Source organism: Arhodomonas sp. KWT, from assembly GCF_010993615.1.
In genome coordinates, this window is sequence record NZ_WNXE01000637.1 from 1 (window position 1) to 960 (window position 960).

Consider the following 960-nt stretch of genomic DNA (forward strand, 5'->3'; position numbering starts at 1 on the left):
GCGTCGTCGGCGTCCCGCGGTTTCGAGCCGACGCTCATTCGCTCCGCAACGCCGGGTGGCAGGCCAGTCGCTGCCATCCGGCGTTTCCGGTGTGGCTCCTTTCCGGTTCTATTCCCCCCCCAATGTCTCCCGGATTAACGGTCAGCTAACGCCTTGCCGGTATAACGGTTGGCGACGCCCCCTGGGGCGGGGGAGGCCGGGCATGCCACCCGGCGTATTGGATAGCTCATCCGGAAAGGAGACGAGAGTGAAAGGGAAGGCAATTGCCAACAGGCCGAACGCGCTCGCGGCGGCGGGACTGCTGATGAGTGCGGCGGCGTTTCCGGCGGCCGCCGCGGGCACGCTCACCCTGGGCGTGGACGGCATCTACGGCACGACGGAGGCGGATATCTCCGGCTTCGACGACACCGGTGACGGCCATCACTCCGGGGCAATGCTCGAGATCGATTACGCCGAGGAGCACTGGATGGTCGAGGGCCGCCTCGCCATGACCGAGGGCGACGTCGACTACGAGCTGGAAGAGCAGAGCGTCGACTACGGTAGCTACGGCAGTTATGGCAGCTACGGCAGTTACGGGCTCACCAGCCAGGAATTCGACATGAGCGCGGACAGCACCACCTACGCCGGCGGTGTTCGCGTCATGCTGCGCGATTCGCTTGCCGCCAGCAGTTTCTATGGTGTCTACAGCGGGATCGGGCTGGCGCACGTGAAGATGGAGGGGCGTATCCCCTCACCCTCGTACGAGGACGACACGCGCAACCGCTACAAGGACACGATCAGGAACTGGTATATCCCCGCCGGCGTGATCGTGGGCGGGGACGTGGCCGGCTCGCCGTGGCGCTGGGAGGCGAGGGCCGAATACCGCGCGGTGATCGACTCCGACCTGGAGCGGGACGTCGAAGGCGGCCAGGGATCTTTCGACGACAGCCCCAGCGTCTACGGGCTCCAGGCCGAGGCGAC

Annotated in this window: 1 protein-coding gene; it reads left to right on the plus strand. The window is 66.4% G+C overall.

The window, feature by feature from the left end; translation table 11 throughout:
• Positions 1-247 precede the first annotated feature (247 nt).
• Positions 248-960 (plus strand): outer membrane beta-barrel protein (locus G7A99_RS21330; RefSeq protein WP_163143923.1); only part of this gene is annotated, 713 nt, incomplete at its 3' end.